The organism is Pedobacter africanus (assembly GCF_040548825.1).
Classification (GTDB): domain Bacteria; phylum Bacteroidota; class Bacteroidia; order Sphingobacteriales; family Sphingobacteriaceae; genus Pedobacter; species Pedobacter africanus_A.
Genome location: NZ_JBEPSL010000005.1, coordinates 37,756 through 56,533 on the forward strand (window position 1 = coordinate 37,756; position 18,778 = coordinate 56,533).

The following is an 18,778-nucleotide window of genomic DNA, read 5'->3' on the forward strand; positions in this document are numbered from 1 at the left end:
TAGACATAACGTAATCATCTCTAAAAATTTATGAAAACTTTTTTATCCCTTCTGAAAATCAGAAAGAGCATTAGTATGTGCGTACTGTTTATTTTAATGCTCGCAGCGTGTACCAAACCTAAAACTTTAACTGATTTCGCTAATGAAGTACCTGTTTCCACTCAGAGAAGTTGTGCAACGGATGAGCACTTCGAAAATTTGATTCAGTCAAAGCCATCTATTATGCAAATCAGGAATTCAATTGAAGCGCAAACCCAGAATTTTTTACGAACCAGAATGCAAAACCGGTCAATCGATCCGAGTGGAAATATTACTATTCCGGTATTTGTTCATGTTATTTATAGTCAATCCAATGAGAATATTTCACTGGAACAAATCCAGTCACAAATCGATGTTTTGAATAGGGATTTCAATGCAATAAATACAGATTTTTCTAGTATTCCTTCAGTTTTTCAAAGTGTGGCAGCCGATTTTCAGATGTCGTTTGTATTAAAAGGTGTTGATAGAAGGGCGTCGACCCAGGTTATTTGGGATGCGAGAGCTGAGCTCTATAAAAGTTATTCAACTGGAGGGTTGGATGCAGTTTCTACCAACAATACGTTAAATATTTGGGTATGTAATTTATCAAATTCTGGAAGTGCTATTCTTGGTTATGGAACCTCGCCTGGCTCAGTTGATCCAACTCAAGATGGTGTGGCGGTGTCTCCATATTGCTTCGGTACCTTAGGGTATCTAAATTATCCGTTCGATGCTGGTCGTACCACCACACATGAAGTTGGACATTGGCTAAATTTAATCCATATTTGGGGCAATGCCAGTTGCGGCACAGACCTCGTAGATGATACTCCCGTGCATCCTACTGAGAATTATTTTTGCCCTTCTTTTCCTCTTTACAGTACTTGTACTGGGCAAAATCAAATCCAGATGACAATGAATTACATGGATTATACCGATGATAGATGTATGTTTATGTTTACAGCAGGTCAGAAAGCACGTGCACGAGCATTGTTTGAACCTAACGGATATAGACGTGGTTTCGTTACCCCAACTGTACTTGCAGTAACAGGGCCAAGTTCTGTATGTCCTTCTAATACGGCAACGTATACCATAAATAACGTGCCAGCAGGTGCTGTTGTGACATGGAACCACACAATGTGGTCAGCCGGTTCGGTGGTGAGTACCTCAGGGAACAGTATAACTATTATGGCTAATGGTATTGGTTATGCATCCATTGGGGCCACAATTGTAGATCCTGGATATGCTTACGAGGTAAATTCTAAACAGATTTCACTTGGGGCCGTTACGCCCGGACCTATTACCGCAACAACAGGTCCCACTATCGGTTGTGACAGAGTGCACCTGGAAATCGCTGCGGTGCCTGGTGCAACGTCCTACAAGTGGTATATTGACGGTGCGTTTGCAGGTGAAACAGCAGCACGATTTATTTCAAGAATTCTTGAATCGGATGGAGTAGACCACCTTATAGAAGTTGAGGCTGTAAGCCCCTGTGGCACCTCCACAAAAAGATCAACAATGGTAACCGGGTGGTGTGGATAGTAGGTGGCAAGCTTAAACCTAAAAAATAAGGGAGTTTCAGGATTTTCCTGAACTCCTTCTTAATCAAACTTGTGACATTTTTTTGCGGCTGACAATTTAAAATATGTGATGATAAATGCCCTAAAATGCTAACAATAGCCATTATGTCTGCATGCATCCACATTTTACCCTGCTCGCTCTTTTTAACCTTTGTTCCCGGTTCAAGTTTTTGTTTTTCCTGTGTTTTTAATTGAATTGCAAATCATTTGTAATGACCCGGAATGGAAACTAGCTAAATATAGGATGATTTTAAATGTTAATGAAAAATTAGGGTACAAGCTAGTGCAGACTGTCCGGGGCTAAAATATCCCGGTTTTTAGCCACATTATATAATATTTCAAACATTCTTTCCGGCGAGAAAGGCTTATTCAGAATATCAAAAATATGCATTTTGGCCAGCTTCAATTTAACTTCGGTCATGATGTCGGCAGTAAAAATAACGATATGTATGCCTGGGTACTGTTGCTGTATCAAGTCGGCCAGCGCATAGCCATCAATTTCCGGCATATGGAGGTCCAATAGTGCCACATCATAAGTGTTATGCTCAAGCAATTTCAGTGCCTCTTTTCCGCTATAGGCACAATCGGGTGTGGTGCCAAAGTATTCTAATTGTTTTTTAGCGACCATCACATTGATGGAGTTGTCTTCTACAAACAAAATACGTAAGCCTTTAAGCTTGTTTTCATAAACGCTTATTTCCGGGCCGGGCAGGAAGCTGCCGGGCGAATTTTGGTCTGTAGCCAGTTCAAAACAGATCTCAAAGTGAAATTCTGTACCTACACCTACTGTGCTGTTGAGCACAACTTGACTATTGTGCAGCTCAATCAGTTTTTGGGTAATGGCCAGACCAAGCCCCGTTCCGGTATGTTTGCGATGCGCAGATTGCTGTACTTGTTTAAAGCTTTCAAAAACCGTGTCATAGAGTTCTTCCGGAATGCCCATGCCGGTATCTTTTACAGAAAAGCGTATCCCTGCTTTATGATCTGTTAATGTGGTAAGGCGCAATACGATCGTCACCTCCCCCTGGTCGGTAAACTTAATGGCATTGCTGATCAGGTTATTTAATATTTGGCCAAGCCGCACCGGATCAGCAATCAGCCTTTGAGGGATTTCATCATCTACAAAACTCTTCAGCTGGATTCCTTTAGATTCGGCCAGCGATTTGAATTGATTTTTAATGTTCTTCACCAGTTCAAAAATATTTATCTCGGCCAGAACCAGTTCCAGTTTGTCGCTTTCTATTTTTGTGAGATCCAGTATATCATTGATAAGCTGCAGCAGGTGATCTGCCGAAAAAATAAGGCTACGTACATATTCTTCCTGGTCCATCGTATGTTTGAGTTTCAACAAATTGGCAATACCGATGATCCCGTTTAAAGGCGTTCTGATCTCATGGCTCATTACCGATAGGAAATCAGTTTTTGCTTTTGCCGAATTTTCGGCAATATTTCTTGCCTGGATCAATTCAAGTTCGATTTCTTTTTTTTGAGTAATGTCTGTAATAGCGCCTCTGAGCGCTACCACCTGTTTGTCTGCCATAACCGGGATGCCTACCCCTCTGCCCCATTTTTTTATGCCATCAGGGGTGCGCAGCCTGAATTCAAAGTCGTAGGGTATCTGCTGTTCAATAGCAGCTTTCACATGGGCTTTCAGCAACTCGGCGTACCCTTCGTCATAGAGTTCAAGGATGCCTTCAAAGGTAGGAATGAAATCTGCAGTTACTCCATGAATCTCGTAAATCTGCTTTGTCCAGAATACTTCACCGGTTAGCAGATTGAACTCCCAGCCGCCGGTAGTACTCAATTCCTGACTTACATCGAGAATCAGATTGCTCCGCTCCAGTTTTTCTTTTACCTCCCTTAATGCCTGTTCATCTAGTGTCCGCTCGGTAATATCTTCTAAAAAGCCTATATAGTAAGAAATTACCCCTTGTTCGTCAAAAATAAACTTCGCATTTACTTTTAGCCAGCGAATTCCTTTTAGAGGGTGATGGATACGGTAAACAAAATCAAAGATCTCTTTGCCTGCTGCCATTACATCCTGCAGCAGGTTGTTGATATGAACAATATCTTCCTGGTAAATTAATTTCATCCAACCCTTGCCAAGCGACTGCTTTATGCTCACCCCCGAAATATTTTTCCATTGGTGGTTCAAAAACAAACAATTGCCTTGGGTATCGGCCTGAAAAGCAGCCATAGGGCTAACTTCGAGTATTTTTTGTGTTTTAGCCAATTCTTCACTTGAAATGCTTAGCGGTTTGCTGTTCATTAGGTATTACATTAGGGATATGCTGTTAATTTACCAATATAATTAGTGCGATACAAAAAAAAAGTCCAGGCATTCTTAATGAATGAACTGAATAAATAGCTATGCACAATCTTCGGCAGTGAAAAAACTCCTAATAGAGCGGCCAACTCAATTGCTGAGCCGCTGTCTTGCTTTTTGGATAATGTAATTAGCTGATCAGCTGCAGTGTCGAATTCCCATCTTCAACATCTAACTTTACCTCAGCTCCGACCACCATGGCCCTGTTATCATTGATATGTCCCACAGGAAAATTAAAACATACCGGGTAATCGTATTCCTTAACGATATCCCATATCACCTGCTCTGGTGTTTGCCCAAAAGGAATACTCTCTGGTGTCATTTCATTGAATGCGCCTACAATCAGGCCCTTTAATTTAGCCAGTTTGCCAGACCTTTTCAATATCCGCATCATGCGGTCTATAGCATATTCATGCTCGCCAACATCTTCTATAAAAAGGATTTTATCGGTATAATCTATATCAGATACAGAGCCCTGAACGGCAATCAGCAGGGTTAAATTCCCTCCGATTAAGATTCCTTCAGCAGAGCCCTTCCTGCCGGGAAAACTATGCTGATAAGTATAACTTAGCGCTTCACCAAAAAGTGCCGCATGAAGCGACTCCAGGGATTCTGGCGTAGCTTCATCAAAAGTATAAGGCATCTGGCCATGGATGCTTTGAACCCCTGTTTCGGCAAGTAAATGTGAAAGCAACACCGTGATGTCACTAAAACCAACAATCCATTTAGGATGAGCCTTAAATTTAGTGAAATCGAGCTCATCAATGATGCGTATAGTGCCATAACCACCCCTGCCGGCAATAATTGCCTTAATTTCCGGGTCATCTAAAAAAACCTGCAGGTCTGATGTTCTCAGCGCGTCTTCGCCTGCGAACTGGTGATAAGCTGCATGCACTGTTTCGCCAATAATTACTTCCAGCCCCCACTGTTCCAAGATCTTTATCGCGGTATCAATACTTTTTGGAAGTTTCTTTGCTGGACAAACAATTGCAATTTTGTCGCCTTTTTTTAAATGAGCTGGCTGTTTAATCATAGGTAAAACACTTATCTTTGACAAAATAATAAAAATAGTTTTGGATAACAGTAAAATAAAAAGATATACGGTCACCGCCGCGCTCCCTTATACCAACGGACCGGTGCACATTGGTCACCTGGCAGGTGTCTATTTACCTGCGGATACTTATGTGAGGTACCTGCGCTCTAACAAAAGGGATGTGAAGTTTATTTGCGGCTCTGATGAAAATGGGGTTCCAATAACGCTAAAGGCCAAGAAAGAGGGGGTAACGCCACAGGTAGTAGTGGATAAATACCATAAAATTATTGGGGATTCCTTTAGGGAATTTGGTGTTTCCTTTGATATCTATCACCGTACATCCTCGCTGATGCACCATCAGACGGCGTCCGACTTTTTTGAGACCCTGTACAATAAAGGGGTGTTTACCGAAGAAATTACAGAGCAGTATTACGATGAAAAGGCACAAACCTTTCTGGCCGACCGCTACATTACCGGAACCTGCCCGAAATGTGGAAATGAGAATGCCTATGGTGATCAGTGTGAAAACTGTGGCAGTACGCTGAATGCAACCGACCTGATCAATCCTAAATCTACCTTGTCTGGTGAGCCTCCGGTAAGAAAAGAAACCAAAAACTGGTTTTTGCCCTTAGATAAATACGAAGAACAGTTAAGAAAATACATCGACGGCCATAAAGAATGGAAACCCAATGTGTTTGGACAATGCCAATCCTGGCTAAATGCTGGTTTACAGCCGCGCGCCATGACCCGTGATCTGGACTGGGGTGTTAAAGTACCTTTAAAAGATGCCGATGGAAAAGTGCTTTATGTATGGTTTGATGCTCCGATAGGCTATATTTCGGCCACAAAGGAGTTGTTCGAATATGCACGCCTGGACGTATGGAACCCTAAAGCCGAAGAATACTACATCAACCAGAAAGAAGTAGAAAAAGGTAGCTGGGAAGATTACTGGAAAGATGAAAACACCAAACTGGTACATTTTATTGGGAAAGACAATATCGTTTTCCACTGCATCATATTTCCTGCCATGTTGATGGCACATGGTGATTACACCCTGGCCGACAATGTGCCTGCCAATGAATTTTTAAACCTGGAAGGACAAAAGATCTCCACCTCTAAGAACTGGGCGGTATGGTTAAATGAATACCTGGAAGAGTTTAAAGACAAACAGGATGTATTGCGTTACGTGTTAACGGCAACAGCTCCGGAAACGAAAGACAACGACTTTACCTGGAAAGATTTTCAGGCCAGGAACAACAATGAGCTGGTAGCCATTCTGGGTAATTTTGTAAACCGGGTGGTGGTGTTAACACACAAATATTTTGACGGTAAAGTGCCAATGTGCATGCACATTACCCCGGAAGACCAGCAGGTTATAGATGAGCTGGCAGCATATCCGGCCAAAATCAGTGCTTCAATTGAAAATTATCGTTTCAGAGAGGCCTTAAGTGAAGTCATGAATGTTGCCCGTTTAGGGAACAAATACCTGGCAGATACAGAGCCCTGGAAGGTCATCAAAACAGATGAAGACCGCGTGCGCACCATTCTAAATATCAGTTTGCAGATTGCAGCCAATATAGAAATCCTGATTGAGCCATTTTTACCTTTTACGGCCGATAAGCTGATGAAAATGCTGAACTACGGCGGACACCAGTGGGAAAATGCGGGTAAGCTGAATTTATTGCATCGCGGCCACCAGTTGAACGAGCCTGTGCTGCTGTTTGAGAAAATCGAAGACGAGGCGGTGCAGGCCCAGATCGACAAGCTGAACAAAAGCAAGGCCGATAATAGTGCTGCGACTGCTGTTGCTGCTCCGGCAAAAGAAAATATACAGTTTGAACAGTTTACAGCGGTTGATCTGCGTGTGGCGACCATCATTACCGCAGAAAAAGTAGAAAAGACCAAGAAACTACTTAAATTGACGCTGGATACAGGAATTGATCAGCGCACGGTTGTCTCGGGTATTGCCGAGTATTACAAACCTGAAGAGATCATCGGGCAGCAGGTAAGCTTAATCGTGAACCTTGCGCCGCGGGAAATCAAAGGAATTGTTTCGCAGGGAATGATCCTGATGTCGGAAGATGCAGATGGTAAGCTGGCCTTTGTAGCGCCAATAGCTAAACATCAGAACGGCAGTGTGATTCGCTAAATAATAATAAACCGTATAAAATTGTTTAATAGGTTATTTAAACAAAACGTTTTATTGCTATATTTGCGCCCGTTAGTAATTATACTAACTATTGGTTTCGTAGTTCAACGGATAGAATAGAAGTTTCCTAAACTTTAGATATGGGTTCGATTCCCGTCGAGACCACTGGAATGATAATCAAATCATTTAAAGACACTAAAAAGGCCGCAGATCATAGATTTGAGGCCTTTTTTGATTTTTGGTGGATGCCAAAATATACGCGAAATCGCAAATTATAAGTGAGACTTCTGGTGAGTCACTGAAAATGGATAAAAGACTCACTGAGAATCACATAAATATTTGTAGTACAGCGTGTTCGAGTGTCGCGCATCTTGATTTAGCCATAGCCGCAAGCTTAATTTTGTATAACTTAAAAAGCTTGTTTATGACAACAAATTATCAGGTTTTATTCTACCTAAAGAAGCCAAAAAAGTGGATTAAGGGTCCGATCCCAATTTATCTCCGCATCACTATTGCGGGAGTACCAAAAGAAACATCAGTAGGAAGAAAGTGCGATCCTGAATGCTGGAGCAGTGAGTTCCACAGGATGACTGGCAAAGGAGAAAATGTAAGGTTATTAAACACATACCTGGATTCCCTCGAGCGTAAAGTTGAAGAATCACATACGCAAATGAGTAAAGAGAGGAAAGAAATAACCACTACAACTTTAAGAGACCACTTCAACGGAATAGAGGAAAAGAAGCCCATGGTCGTAGATTTGTATACCCAACACAATCAAAGGATCAAAGAACTTGTAGGAACTGAGTATGAAAAAGAAACGCTCAAGACTTACAACACTTCCCTGGGACACATTCGTGAGTTCGTCAGGAAATTCTATAAAAAAGAAGACATTGGTATCAATCTGCTCGATTATATTTTCATCAGCGAATTTGAACATTACCTAAAGACAAAGGGTGGCATCCAACCCATTTCAGCGAAGAAATACATCACACACTTGAAAAGTGTAGTAAAGACCCAGTGTGTATTAACCAAACTCCTTCCCGGAGATCCCTTTCTTCAGTACAAAAACAAAGCAAAGTCAAACATCCGGCAATTTTTAGATAAAGCGGAATTGACTAAGCTGGAAAATAAAGTAATAAAGATCGAGCGGGTAGAGCGTGTTAGGGATTTGTTTTTATTCTGTTGTTACACAGGGCTGTCCTATGCCGATATTGCAAAACTGCGCCGCAGTGAAATCGGAACAGGGGTAGGCAGCGGGAAATGGATTTTTACAAATCGTAAGAAAACGATGACCAATACTAATATCCCTCTGATTGCCCCAGCATTGGCTTTAATTGAAAAATATAAGGATCACCCGATGTGTGAAGATAAGGTATTTCCGGTGATGAGCAACCAGCGAATGAACAGCTATCTGAAAGAGGTCGCAGATATTTGTGGGATCGAGAAGAATTTAACTTTTCATTTGTCGAGACATACTTTCGCCACTACTGTGACACTTACCAATGGCGTTCCAATAGAGAGTGTAAGCAAAATGCTCGGTCACACCAACATCAAAACAACCCAGCTGTATGCAAAAATTGTCGATGTTAAAGTGAGTCAGGATATGAATAAGCTCAAGAGAAAGTATAAATAGGAATTTCAGCGCAGGACTTCAATGGTATCGAGTCCTGTTTGCTTTTTAAAAAAAATATCGTTCACCAGTTCGGTATATGGGGAAAAGAATTGATTTTGTTAAGGCAGTTTTGTGGCTTAATCATAAAATATGAATCAATTGGATTTAGTATCGAAGCAAGACTTGGAGCAATTTAAGCATGATCTTTTAAAGGAAATCCTCCCTCTTTTGAAGGCGGTTAGACAAGAAAGTAAGCAATGGCTTAGGAGCAAAGATGTGCGGAAGATGTTAAGGATTTCACCAGGGACTCTCCAAAACTTAAGGGTTACCCAGGCATTGCCATTTACTAAAGTTGGAGGGATTTTTTTCTACCGTGAATCTGATGTAATCAAGATTTTGGAAGCTAAAGGAAGTCAATGAGAAAATCTCCCGACCACCAGCTTATAAAGTATTTCGGAATGGCAATGAAGGATAACCGATTGAGCAATTCCTATAGAAACCTTTATCTGGCAATACTAATCTGCTGGAAGGAGCAATCATTCCCGGATCAAATTAAAGTGACCAGGAAAGATTTAATGGGTCGCAGCAAAATTGCATCGAGCAGTACCTATCACTTAGCAATTAAACGTTTAGTTGACCTAAGGTATATTGTATATTCGCCGACTTATGATTCTTACGAAGGAACTTCAGTTCAACTATTTACTAACATTAAAACCTCAATTTTAATGGACTAATCATAACAAAAAAATAACATCTGCTTAATAGGAGAAAATTTGGCCGCTTGTAGAAAGAAAAGATCATTCGGGAATAATCTTCGGAATATTGACTAATATTGGCGGACTAATTCGTAAATTTAAGCCAATCAACACCTATAGAACGATTGGCACCATGACATAAAAGATAATGGACAACTATAGCGTATATACTGATCAACAGCTTACCGAAACTCTTCGGAAGGGAGATCAGCGTGCGTTCGCCGAAATCTATAATCGTTATCATGCCTTACTTTTCATACATGCAGACAGCAGGTTGAAAAACCACGATGAATCAGGGGACATCATTCAGGATGTATTTGCCCATCTGTGGGAAAAGCGGGAAGAGCTGAACATAGATAACCTTGTAGGCTACCTCTATAAATCTGTACGAAATAGAATTTTCAACCTCATCAAGCACAAAAAGGTCATTACAGGCTACCTGGAATGGTTCAGCTTACCGGATATAAACCAGCAGGAATTTGCAGATCACCTTATACGGGAGAAGCAGTTCAGCGCTATGATTACCGCTGAAATTGAAGCCTTGCCGCCTCGGGAAAGGCAGGTTTTTGAATTACGAAGATTCGAAAACCTTTCCAATAAAGAAGTAGCCAGCCGCCTGGACATCAGCGAAGCAACAGCCGCCGATTACATGAAAAAGGCCGTAAAAACGCTAAAACCACGTATAGGTCTTATTTTATTCTTCGCATTTAATCATTTTAATTCACTGTAAATCAGTTAATTAAAATTTTTAATATTTATTTTATAATTCCGTCCCCCCGATTTGCCGCCTTAAGTTGTCTTTCTAACATAAAACGCAAATCACAATGACAAAAGAAGAACAATTCAGAGAAATCCTAAACCGGTATACCACAGGAAAAGCAACCGAACAGGAAATCGCATTTTTGGAAAGTAGCTATCAATCCTGGGATGACAAGGATAGATCTGCCTATACCCCTGAATTTCTAGACCAAATCAATGCACTCTTGTGGGCCCGTCTCTCTGCCCGCTTGCAACTTACAGAGACAAAGTCAGTTCCGATCATCCACATCCAATCCAATCAATCGCTGGGCAGGCGTATTGCGATTGCCGCAGCAGTGGCCACCATCATCGTTGGTGCCGCGCTATTTTATTATATACAAAAGACCGACACCAACCAACCCGTTCAGCTAGCGCATCAGAACGACATAGCACCAGGCAGAAATGGTGCAACGCTCACCTTAGGCAACGGTAAGAAAATATACCTTTCAGACGTTAAGAATGGAACAATTGCAGATGAATCCGGCGTAAGTATAACCAAAGACAGCAAAGGTCAGATCATTTATACCATAAACCAAGCTGTGTCTTCCGGCAATGCGATCAATACGCTGGAAACATCTAAAGGAGAGCAATCTCAGGTTCAGTTACCCGATGGCTCAACAGTATATCTCAATGCTGCTTCCAGCCTGAGTTACCCGGCAAACTTCACAAAGCAACATGAGCGGAAGGTAAAACTTTCAGGCGAAGCATTTTTTCAGGTGGCCAAAGATAAAGCACATCCATTCATAGTTCAGACGAGAGGACAGCAGGTTCAGGTGCTAGGTACACACTTCAACATCAACGCCTATACAGATGAAACAGATATTAAAACAACCTTGCTAGAGGGTTCAGTACGTGTTACACCCCTTTCCCCTCCTGATAATAGGAGGGGTGCCGGAGGTGGGGAGGTAATCGCCTTCAAAGGCGGGATAGTCTTAAAGCCTGGTCAACAATCAGCCTTAACACAAACCAAAAAAATCAACATACGTGATGTAGATGCCGAAGCCGAAGTGGCATGGAAAAATGGAGAATTTGTATTTGAGCGTGAAAACATTAAAAGCATTATGCGCAAAATCTCCCGCTGGTATAATGTAGACATCGTCTATGAAGGGGATGTGGAGAAAAAAGCTTTATGGGGCTCCATCTCTAGATATTCGACGGTAAAAGAAGTCCTGGAGATGCTTTCAGGAACAGGCGCGGTGGTGTTTGAGATCAGAAATAAAACAATTATAGTAAAACCGGCTACTAAATAACGGTATAAAGGGAGGACGAAAAGAAATAAGATGAGACAATCAGAGCAATTCAATTCCGAAACATCCACGCAAATATCTCTATTGGAGGTACACCGAACTCCTGCATTGCTAATGCAGAAGTTGGACAATCTAATTGAGCAGCATTTCATGGAACAACGGAGTGCAGAATTTTATAGTAGTGCTTTGGCTTACATCACCCGTACCTTGAATGAAATAACACATTGTGAGCGGGGAAAAACAACTTTTATGATGATCCAGGATAGAATATTTAAGGAAGCCCAATCCCTGCTGGAGACAACGCCGATGTCAATAAAGGCAATGTCTTTTATCTTAGGATTTGAAGATCCGTCCTATTTTGGCAAATTCTTTAAAAAAATGAGTGGGAAGCCGCCAAAAGCCTATAGACTACAGGCGCTAAAAATGGCAGAACCACCCCTTACCCCTCCTTTGAAAGGAGGGGAGACAAGAGATCAATCTCCCTTTGAATTAAGAGGAATACCCACAGGGGGAGGTGATATAAACCTAATGCAATAATCAGAATCAACCAAAGCAATCATATGTTTAACTAAACCAAACTAACAAGGACATGAAAAAGAAAGATCAGAAAGACCCGTAAATGTGAACCGGAAGTCCATTAAAAGTAAACAGGGATGCTATCAACACCCCTGTCACCGATGGCAAAATTATGAACAAACACAATTTTAAATGCAGTACCTGCGTCAGTATCCTCGAAGATCAATGCAGATACCGCTTAACCAGTACGTAAATGTATAAAAATTTTACAAGAAAACTTTGTAGGCCTCATGGCTACAAAGCAAAGCATTTTGGTACAGTATTGATGTATCCAAAAGGCATCAATCTTATTTTAGCGATGAAAATAACCACACTATTATTGATCGTTAGCATCCTGCAAGTTAGTGCCAGCACTTTTGCTCAGAAAGTGACCATTAACCAAAAGGACATGCAATTGGAACAAGTGTTCAAGTTAATTCGGGCTCAGTCCGGATATAACATTTTAATTGATGTTGACCTCCTGAAAAGCACCAGAACGGTCAGTTTAAACATCAAGGACTATACCGTTGAAGAAGCGGTAGAAGCTGCACTCAAAAATCAGAACCTGGAATATGAGATGAAAGATAAGTTGATCCTAATAAAACCTAAAACGCCTTCCTTTCTTGATGTTTTGGCTGCTATTGATGTGCGCGGCAGAGTGGTGGATGAAAAAAATGAACCCATGGTAGGGGCAGTAATCAAGGTAAAGGGAACACAAATATCCACTTCAACCAATTCGAAGGGAGAGTTTTTATTAAAAAATGTGGATGAGAATGTCATGCTGGTCATTTCATTTTTAGGTTATGAGCAGAAGGAAATTAGAGCTACAGAGAAGCTAGGGGACGTTAAGTTAAATATAAGTGAAGATAACTTGAAAGAGGTAGAGATTAATGCTGGGTATTATACAGTAAAAGAGCGGGAACGTACGGGTAACATTTCAAAAGTTGAAGCGACAACGATTGCCCAACAGCCGATAAGTAATCCCTTAATGGCGCTACAAAATCGGGTTCCTGGACTGGAGGTTACTCAACAATCGGGTGTTCCTGGATCAGGATTCAGAATACGTGTACGTGGTCAAAGTAGCATAATAAGAGGCAGTGAACCCTTGTATATCATTGATGGGGTTACTTACCCATCGTCCAATATCAATACTGCATTCTCCAACAACATCAACACTGGTGGAGCAAACCCACTTGGTCTCATCAATCCAAACGATATTGAGAGCATTGAGGTATTAAAAGATGCGGATGCAACAGCGATATACGGTTCAAGGGGGGCAAATGGTGTGATTTTGATTACTACCAAAAAAGGAAGTTATGGCGAAACCCGTGTTAATGGCAGTGTTTTTCAGGGCTTTAGTGAAGTGGGGCACAGGCTTGATCTCATGAACACTGAACAATACCTGGCAATGAGGATGGAGGCCTTTCAAAATGATAAAACTAATCCGGTCGCTACAGATTATGATGTAAACGGGGTATGGGATAAAAATAAGTATACCGATTGGCAGGAGTATTTTATAGGCGGTCGGGCAAATCAAACCAACGCTTCCTTAACTGTTTCAGGGGGAGGGAACAAAACAAACTATCTTATAGGAGGAAATTACTACGGTGAAGGCACTGTATTTCGTGGTAATTTTGGCTTTAAACGCCTAGGCTTTCATAGTAGTATCAATTTTGGAACTATCGAAAGCAGGTTTCAGGCGGGGTTTACGGCAACGTATGGTCATACGATAAGCAATTTGCTATCTCAGGACCCTACTGTAAATGCAACATTGGCTCCAAATCATCCCGATCTACTGGACCAATACGGACAGTTGAATTGGAACTATAATAATACTCCGCTTAGGGTAAACCCTATGGCTCTCCTAAACAATACTATTGATGCAAAAACAGATAACTTGATTGGAAATATCAACTTAACATATAGGCTTATCAAAAATTTATCTATCAAAGCATCTATAGGGTATAGTACTATCAAAAGAGAAGAGCTGGCCAAAAGCCCGAATATCTCGCGTGCACCATCAAACAACCCAGTAGCTGCCGACAGGACTAGCTACTTTGGGAACAACTACAATAACTCATGGATTGCAGAACCACAGTTGAATTATTCCACCAACATTGGCAGTGGAAAACTTTCTGCATTAGCAGGAATGAGCTTTCAAAAAGAACAACGGGAAACCAGGAACATCAGGGCTGAGAACTTTAGCAGTGACGAATTGATGGATAATATCGCCTCTGCATCTGTCTTCAGTATTGCGCAACAGGAATATTATGAGTATAAATATGCTGCGTTGTTTTCCAGATTAAACTACAACTTATTAGATAAATATTTTCTAAACCTTACTGGACGCAGGGATGGTAGCAGCCGTTTCGGCAGCAACAGACGATTTGCCAATTTCGGTGCTATTGGCACAGCCTGGCTTTTTTCAGAAGAGCAATTCTTTAAGGATCAGGTGAGCTTTGTAAATTTTGGAAAATTAAGGGCTAGCTATGGTCTTACTGGTAATGATCAGATTGGCGATTACCTTTTTCTGCAATTATATGAGAATGGAAGTAATACTTACGAGGGAAGTCCTACCCTGATCACTACAAGAATATCTAATTCCGATTTATCCTGGGAAACAAATAAAAAGGCAGAAATTGCAACAGAACTGGGATTGTTCGAAAACAAAGTTAGGCTGCAAGTGGCTTGGTTCAGGAACCGGTCTTCCAATCAACTAGTTACTATTCCACTTTCTCCAAGTGTTGGATCCCCAACAATACAGGCTAATCTCCCTGCAACAGTACAAAATACTGGTCTGGAAGTTGAAACTAGTTTTCAACTGATAAAGGGTAAAAACTGGGATTGGACCAGTAGCCTCAACTTTACACTCCCTAAAAATAAACTTCTTAAATACGAAAACCTCGATAAGTCTTCTAATGCAACAGTATATATCATCGGAGAACCACTTAACATCCGAAGGTATTACCATACCTATGTAGATACGCAAACTGGAAGTTTTGCTTTTGAGGACACAGACGGAAATTCTCTTCAAAACGACGCAGACCGTTATTTACACAAATTTATCGGACAGTTTTTTTACGGAGGATGGCATAATAGCATTCGATACAAACGCTTTAATCTTGATTTCCTATTCTCTTTCAGTAAGCAAAATGGGAACAGTTTACTTTCTGGAATGGATTATCCTCCTGGCTATTTTGTTGTAACCTATCCTAATCAAAATGCAACTCAAGCTATGATGAATCGTTGGCAGAATCCAGGAGACCAAACCGGCATTGCAAAATATACAACTACAGTTTCCGGCCGTACCAATTTTTTAATGGGTAAAAGGGATACTGGCGAGCAATCTATTGACGACCTCTCGTTTATCAGGTTGAAAAATCTCTCATTCAACTATGAACTGCCTTCAAACTGGCTTGGGAAATTGGGAATAAAAAAACTTGATTTGAACTTACAGGCACAGAACATTTTTACAATCACCAAATTTAAAGGTTTTGATCCCGAAAGTCAAACTCTCTTGCGCCTTCCTCCGCTAAGGACCTGGGCACTTGGTTTAAAATTCACACTATAGGAAAAGTTATGAAAGTCAATATTATACTGATCTTTACAATAATGGCAATAAGCAGCTTATTGTCCTGTAAAAAGTTTATCGAAATAGATCCTCCCAAAAACAGTCTAGTTCCTGAATCTGTATATCAGAATCCCGAACTGGCAACCTCGGTGCTTCTGGGTATTTACCAACAAATGGCTGCTTCTGGATTTTCATCAGCTGACAATTCAAGTATATCGACGTTATGCGGTCTTACCGCCGATGAACTGATCGGACACAATCCTGTGCTCCAAAGCGCATACCAGAACCTGATCATCCCTGAAAACCAAACTATAGGAGGGATATGGGCAGGCATTTATAACCGGTTGTACGATGCAAATGCTCTTATAGAAGGGGTTACTGGCTCTATAGCAATTACACCTACACTGAAGGCCCAATTAGAGGGGGAAGCCTATTTCATAAGAGCATATTGTTATTTCTACCTGATAAATTTATTTGGAGATGTGCCTTTGATTTTAACCAGTGACTATAAGGCAAATAGCGCTTCCCCAAAATCAAGTACTGATGAGATTTATGAACAAATAGTGAAAGATCTACGACTGGCGGAAAATCTGCTACCTGAAAATTACCCAAAAACAGAACGGGTGCGTCCCAATAAGGCGGTTGTGCAGGCATTGCTGTCAAGAGTCTTTCTTTATAAAAGCGATTGGATAAATGCAGAGAAATACAGCACCCTAGTGATTAACAGAACAAGTACTTACAAACTGGTCGCCCTTGATGCTATCTTTTTAAAGAACAGTTTGGAAACAATCTGGCAACTGATGCCTAATGCGAATTCAAACTCCCGTGCAAGTTTTCTCTTGATAACAGGTACAGCAGCCCCTTCTCAGGCTTCATTAAGGGCTGACTTTGCTACTCAGGCTTTTGAAGCCAATGATCAGCGGAAAGTTGCCTGGGTAAAAAGCATGGTAGCCAATGGCGTAACTTATTATTATCCCTATAAATATCGTGCGTTGAGCTCTGCTACACCCGTTACTGAATATACAATGGTATTGAGACTAGCCGAACAGTTTTTGATCAGGGCCGATGCCAGGGCACAGTTGAATAACCTAACAGGAGCCATTGAAGACGTAGATTTGATCAGAAGTCGGGCTGTTTTGCCATTAATTAAAACTACCAATCCCGGTATCTCGCAGACGGATTTGCTTAATGTTATCGCTAGGGAAAGAAGAGTGGAACTGTTTACCGAATCTGGAGACAGGTGGTTTAATCTGAAGAGATCAAATAGATTGAATGCTACACTTAGTGGCTTAAAACCCAATTGGAAATCTAATTATGTACTTTTTCCAATTCCGTTTTCAGAAATCAGAAACAATACAAATATTAGCCAAAATGAGGGTTATTAAATATTTACTTCAAGAATATAAAACATATGAAAATACAATATATTTTAATTCCGTTAATGTGCTGCTGCAACTTACTGTTTGCGCAGTCTAATGTTACCCGACCTAGCTTTAAAGGAAAAGTGATACAAAATGGATCGGCCAGAATAGATACTTTTACTGTACAATATAGAATCCCATATGCTTCCGTAGCTGATAAACTGGAAAACGTTGAAGTAATAACAGATATTAACGGGAACTTCAATTTCAATTTACCCAGATATGAAGCACCAGCGATTATGGTAATTAAGCCAAGAATAAATACAAAATCTGTTTTGCTATACAATGGCTTTTTTTTTGAACCAACAGATAATGTCTTCATTAGCCTGTTTAAAAATAATACCGGTATAATAGATAGTGCACATTTTACAGGTGTTGGTGCTGCTAAATATAACCTGATAGCACAACTCTCGTCAACCTTTCCAACTGGATTGAAAATTAAGGGGATATCAGTATCTCCTCCTGAAAATTTGAAAAATTACCTTGATAAATTGGACGAAATCGTAAATGAGCTACAAGAATACAAGCTAAGTTTGGTCAAACAGGGGGGGCTGGATCCGCAAATGGAAAAAATAATTACTTATAACTTCGCTGATACATACAGCAACTGGCTTGTTGCTATTAAATACTGGTATACGAAAAGCTATAAAGGTAAATTACCAGAGCGTGAGTTACTCAAAAAACACTTCAATGCTTTTAAAACGACATTTAGTTTTCCTAAAGATCCAGCCATGGCGCTTGCCCCTGCATTTCTTGAAAAGATAGCGATGCGAGAAAGTTTAGATTTGGTAATGAACTCAACTGGAGATAGCATCTCATTAAAAACCCTTTACGATACTTTGAAAGCTAAATATACTGGTTACGTTCGTGAGGGACTTCTCGCTAACCTGTTCCTGGCAGGGAGAGGAATTACAAATGACGTAAAATTCCAGAGCTCACAATACGCATCGCTTTTCAGAGATGGGGCTAAGCTGATTACGCTTCCAGTGTTGAAAACCCTCATGGATTATCAGCTCAAAACCCTTGAAGGTCAGGAGTTTTTTTATGCCAAATTTACTGATAATAAAGGAAATGTCTTTGATTCTGCTACTCTTAAAGGAAAGGTAATTTTGATGGATATGTGGGCAACTGGCTGTACCTGGTGTGCGGTATTTCACAAAGCATTTCATCAAGACTTTTATCCATTATTGAAAGATAATCCTGATTTTGTGTATCTATCTGTTGGCACTAACAGACAAGTTGAGCGTTGGAAGGAAGGTATTGCCAGTGGTAAATTTACTGCCAGAGAGTACATTAATGTTTACACATCAGGACGAGATATTAACCATCCTTTTCCCAAATATTACAATGTTCAGGGAGTACCTTTCATCTTAATTATTGATAGAGAGGGAAAAATAGTTTCAGGCAATATTGTTGATGCAAAAGGAGCTTACAGGCATATTCTGCATGCATTGAATATGCCAAAACAAAGCGAATAGATGAATACCTTTTAACCTAAACTTCGGGCTAAACGGTATTTTACCATACAGGTTTTGTAAAGTGCAATGATGCAGTCTTTACGAATACTAAAATCCCGCATCTTTTCACCTTTAACCTTTGGAATATAAAAGCTGTATAAATATTTCCGATTAAAATTAGCAGTTTGTTCATTATCAGAATTCTATTGTAAAATATACAGCATTTGCAGGGACGGTTGGCTATTTAAACAAACAACGT

At 40.6% G+C, this 18,778-nt stretch carries 12 protein-coding genes and 1 tRNA gene; 11 read left to right on the forward strand and 2 right to left on the reverse strand.

Annotation, left to right across the window (positions count from 1 at the left end; all coding sequences use genetic code 11):
• Positions 1-30 precede the first annotated feature (30 nt).
• The gene (locus ABIE26_RS21930; RefSeq protein ID WP_310146177.1) at positions 31-1,557 is read left to right on the forward strand and encodes a M43 family zinc metalloprotease; all 1,527 of its coding nucleotides are present in this window, start codon (positions 31-33) and stop codon (positions 1,555-1,557) included.
• A gap of 318 nt (positions 1,558-1,875) precedes the next feature.
• Here the strand turns inward: ABIE26_RS21930 and ABIE26_RS21935 are convergent, their stop codons facing one another.
• Positions 1,876-3,864 (reverse strand): ATP-binding protein, encoded by a 1,989-nt coding sequence (locus tag ABIE26_RS21935; RefSeq protein ID WP_354376254.1) that lies wholly within the window; start codon positions 3,862-3,864, stop codon positions 1,876-1,878.
• Positions 3,865-4,051: 187 nt separating this feature from the next.
• Positions 4,052-4,954: a S66 peptidase family protein gene (locus ABIE26_RS21940; RefSeq protein ID WP_310146173.1), complete on the reverse strand. Its 903-nt coding sequence runs from the start codon at positions 4,952-4,954 to the stop codon at positions 4,052-4,054.
• A gap of 40 nt (positions 4,955-4,994) precedes the next feature.
• On the opposite strand from ABIE26_RS21940, the gene metG reads away from it, so the two are divergent.
• From metG to ABIE26_RS21990, 10 genes are all read left to right on the forward strand, one after another.
• Positions 4,995-7,103: a methionine--tRNA ligase gene (gene metG / locus ABIE26_RS21945; RefSeq protein WP_310146171.1), complete on the forward strand. Its 2,109-nt coding sequence runs from the start codon at positions 4,995-4,997 to the stop codon at positions 7,101-7,103.
• A gap of 93 nt (positions 7,104-7,196) precedes the next feature.
• Positions 7,197-7,268: transfer RNA gene (locus ABIE26_RS21950), tRNA-Arg, on the forward strand.
• 259 nt (positions 7,269-7,527) lie between these two features.
• Positions 7,528-8,736 (forward strand): site-specific integrase, encoded by a 1,209-nt coding sequence (locus ABIE26_RS21955; protein WP_310146169.1) that lies wholly within the window; start codon positions 7,528-7,530, stop codon positions 8,734-8,736.
• A gap of 129 nt (positions 8,737-8,865) precedes the next feature.
• Positions 8,866-9,135 (forward strand): helix-turn-helix domain-containing protein, encoded by a 270-nt coding sequence (locus ABIE26_RS21960; protein ID WP_310146167.1) that lies wholly within the window; start codon positions 8,866-8,868, stop codon positions 9,133-9,135.
• 483 nt (positions 9,136-9,618) lie between these two features.
• Positions 9,619-10,200, forward strand: a complete 582-nt coding sequence (locus ABIE26_RS21965; protein WP_310146165.1) for an RNA polymerase sigma factor — start codon at positions 9,619-9,621, stop codon at positions 10,198-10,200.
• A gap of 94 nt (positions 10,201-10,294) precedes the next feature.
• Positions 10,295-11,518: a FecR family protein gene (locus ABIE26_RS21970; protein WP_310146163.1), complete on the forward strand. Its 1,224-nt coding sequence runs from the start codon at positions 10,295-10,297 to the stop codon at positions 11,516-11,518.
• Between the two features lie 30 nt (positions 11,519-11,548).
• Positions 11,549-12,052, forward strand: coding sequence for a helix-turn-helix domain-containing protein (locus ABIE26_RS21975; protein WP_310146161.1), 504 nt, complete (start codon positions 11,549-11,551; stop codon positions 12,050-12,052).
• Positions 12,053-12,284: 232 nt separating this feature from the next.
• Complete coding sequence (locus tag ABIE26_RS21980) at positions 12,285-15,641, forward strand: SusC/RagA family TonB-linked outer membrane protein (protein ID WP_310146159.1); 3,357 nt, start codon at positions 12,285-12,287, stop codon at positions 15,639-15,641.
• Between the two features lie 8 nt (positions 15,642-15,649).
• On the forward strand, positions 15,650-17,026 hold the full coding sequence (locus ABIE26_RS21985) for a RagB/SusD family nutrient uptake outer membrane protein (RefSeq protein ID WP_310146158.1): 1,377 nt from the start codon (positions 15,650-15,652) through the stop codon (positions 17,024-17,026).
• A 26-nt stretch (positions 17,027-17,052) separates the two neighbouring features.
• Complete coding sequence (locus ABIE26_RS21990) at positions 17,053-18,540, forward strand: TlpA family protein disulfide reductase (protein WP_310146156.1); 1,488 nt, start codon at positions 17,053-17,055, stop codon at positions 18,538-18,540.
• Positions 18,541-18,778 lie beyond the last annotated feature (238 nt).

Coding starts and splice junctions, on each gene's coding strand:
- ABIE26_RS21930 (WP_310146177.1), top strand. CDS start 31: ATGAAAACTTTTTTATCCCTTCTGAAAATCAGAAAGAGCATTAGTATG.
- ABIE26_RS21935 (WP_354376254.1), bottom strand. CDS start 3,864: ATGAACAGCAAACCGCTAAGCATTTCAAGTGAAGAATTGGCTAAAACA.
- ABIE26_RS21940 (WP_310146173.1), bottom strand. CDS start 4,954: ATGATTAAACAGCCAGCTCATTTAAAAAAAGGCGACAAAATTGCAATT.
- ABIE26_RS21955 (WP_310146169.1), top strand. CDS start 7,528: ATGACAACAAATTATCAGGTTTTATTCTACCTAAAGAAGCCAAAAAAG.
- ABIE26_RS21960 (WP_310146167.1), top strand. CDS start 8,866: ATGAATCAATTGGATTTAGTATCGAAGCAAGACTTGGAGCAATTTAAG.
- ABIE26_RS21965 (WP_310146165.1), top strand. CDS start 9,619: ATGGACAACTATAGCGTATATACTGATCAACAGCTTACCGAAACTCTT.
- ABIE26_RS21970 (WP_310146163.1), top strand. CDS start 10,295: ATGACAAAAGAAGAACAATTCAGAGAAATCCTAAACCGGTATACCACA.
- ABIE26_RS21975 (WP_310146161.1), top strand. CDS start 11,549: ATGAGACAATCAGAGCAATTCAATTCCGAAACATCCACGCAAATATCT.
- ABIE26_RS21980 (WP_310146159.1), top strand. CDS start 12,285: ATGTATAAAAATTTTACAAGAAAACTTTGTAGGCCTCATGGCTACAAA.
- ABIE26_RS21985 (WP_310146158.1), top strand. CDS start 15,650: ATGAAAGTCAATATTATACTGATCTTTACAATAATGGCAATAAGCAGC.
- ABIE26_RS21990 (WP_310146156.1), top strand. CDS start 17,053: ATGAAAATACAATATATTTTAATTCCGTTAATGTGCTGCTGCAACTTA.